The following is a 2,337-nucleotide window of genomic DNA, read 5'->3' as shown; positions in this document are numbered from 1 at the left end:
TTGATGCAACAACGCCATGAGCTTGAACGGGAGCGTATTCTTAATGAACGAGCGCAAAATCAGATTATGCGGGAGAGAGCCGCAACGTACAGGGGAAGAAGCATTTAAGAGAGGTTAGAGAATGAATGCAGAAATGAACGAAGTGATGAATGAAGGTATGAATGAAGATTATAGGGTTGGAGCACCGGTTTTTGATGATGATGAGAGCTCTTTTGATGTTGATCATGAGGTCGAGACAGTTGAGAGCCATGATGCAACATCTCCAGAGCCGATTACAGAGCCCGTTGAAAAGCCTTCAGAAATCGTTCCTAGTATAGAGCAGCAGCGATTTTTAGAACAAACCAAACAAGCCCGTGAAGAACTTGTCAAGTTCTACGAAGCACAATCCCAAGCTCCAATGGTTGAAGAAGAAAGTGCTCCACCAGATCTGCGTAAGGACCCCGTTAGCGTAGTGATGTGGATATTAGATAAGGTTCAAAAGCAAGGTGCGTATATTAGGGAACAGAAAGAGGCACTAAGACAGGCTGAGGAACAACAGCAGCATGATATGCGTCTTGGTCAGTTTTTCAATAATTCTGTTGAGTCATTTAAAAAGAAATCTAGTGATTTTGATGCAGCAGCAAATTTTCTTTATGAGACGCGTGCAAAAGAATTGAGGTCTTGGTCGTCACTTTATCCAGAGTGTGCAGATCAAAACACAATAGATGCGATTATAAAAGATCAATTGCATGCGCTTGTAGCGACTTGTGCACAAAGAGATCTCAATCCGGCAGAAGAGCTTTATAGGATAGCGCAAAATCTTGGTTATCAAAACCAAGCGATCCAAGCCAATAATCAAGTTGCAGCGCTTCAAAGTCGTCAGAATTCTGCGCGAACCTTAACGGCATCTGGTGGAGGAGGCAATGTTGGACCAATGACTTTAGCAAGCATTGATAAGATGTCAGAAGAAGAATTTGACGTTTGGATATCCAATCCGAAAAATAAAGCGATTTTTCGGCAATTGCATGGTGCAGGTAATGGGTATTAAGCGCGCATTTTTATAACAACGAGCCTGCTTTTTATGCAGGGTTATGGTCCGGCTTTAAAGCCGGTTTTTTTTACAGCAAAGAAAGGTAAAATCAATGGCATTAACAACAGTTAGAGCAGATGATCCTCATGCAATAAGCACGTGGTCAAAATTATTAAATACAGAAGTTTCAAAAGCGATCCCTATTGCCCCCCTTATAGGCAAGGGGTCAAACAGCATTATTCAACTTAAAACCGAAACACAGAAAGGCAGAGGGGACTGTGTTACGTTTAGCTTACGGACACAGCTTTTGGGACGGGGTGTCACTTCTGGACAGACGCTTGAAGGGAATGAAGAGGCATTACAATTCCTTCATGACAGACTATACATTGACGAGCTTTCGCATGCAGTTCGTGTAGAAAATGAAGGGAGTATAGCACAACAACGTACAACGTTTGATTTACGTGACGAAGCAAAAGATGGTTTGGTTGACTGGTATGCAGATCGCTTAAGCATGATGTTTTTCATTCAAGCTTGCGGATATACAGCAAGGACAATCTCTTTTGAAGATCGGATGATCGATATCGAGAATGTGCATTATGGATTTAATGAACCTCTGGCACCAAGCAGTAAGCGCATTATCCGTCCAGATGCGAAAACCAAGGATGAAGATCTAAGTGAAGCATCAAAACACAGCTTTAGTTTAAAGCTTATTGATGAAGCCGTAAAAATGGCAAAACTTGCTAACCCCAAAATTCGACCAGTGCGTGTGAATGGGGAAAGTGTTTATGTACTCTATTTGCACCCAACACAAGTGATGCAATTGCGCACCAATACGGAGACTGGTCAGTGGCTTGATATTCAGAAAGCTGCTTACACAGGTTCGCGTGCAAAGAACCCGATTTTTGATGGTTCTCTAGGCATGTATAATGGTGTGATTTTACGTGAATCTGAACATGTAACCCATGGTGTTAAATCAACAGATCATACAGCGAAAAAAAGTGTACGTCGCGCTGTTTTGCTTGGTGCACAAAGTATTGTTATGGCTTTTGGAAATAATCGCAATGTCAATCGCTATAAATTGGTGGAAGAGCATTTTGACTATCAACGTTACTATGGTTTGTCTGCGAAAACACTGATTGGCATGAAGAAAACCCGTTTCAAATTTCCAAATAGCTCTCAAGCAGCGCAAGATTTTGGAACGATTGTTATTCCTACCTACAGTGGTGAACCAGATAACTAATCGTAGGGAGGAAAAAAGACATGGCAGATCATTTACCACCTTTATTACAGGGAAGAAATCTTCACACCCAACAGGTAAGCTTTTTGCG

Annotated in this window: 2 protein-coding genes; both read left to right on the top strand. The window is 41.8% G+C overall.

The genetic code is table 11. The annotated features are described in order from the left end of the window. Window positions 1-121 precede the first annotated feature (121 nt). On the top strand, window positions 122-1,027 hold the full coding sequence (locus PVV66_RS09400; RefSeq protein ID WP_273719596.1) for a hypothetical protein: 906 nt from the start codon (window positions 122-124) through the stop codon (window positions 1,025-1,027). 94 nt (window positions 1,028-1,121) lie between these two features. Further along, window positions 1,122-2,249, top strand: a complete 1,128-nt coding sequence (locus tag PVV66_RS09395; protein ID WP_273719597.1) for a N4-gp56 family major capsid protein — start codon at window positions 1,122-1,124, stop codon at window positions 2,247-2,249. Window positions 2,250-2,337 lie beyond the last annotated feature (88 nt).

This window comes from Bartonella sp. AU16XJBT, assembly GCF_028618665.1.
GTDB lineage: Bacteria > Pseudomonadota > Alphaproteobacteria > Rhizobiales > Rhizobiaceae > Bartonella.
This window is presented reverse-complemented; position numbering and strand designations above follow the sequence as displayed.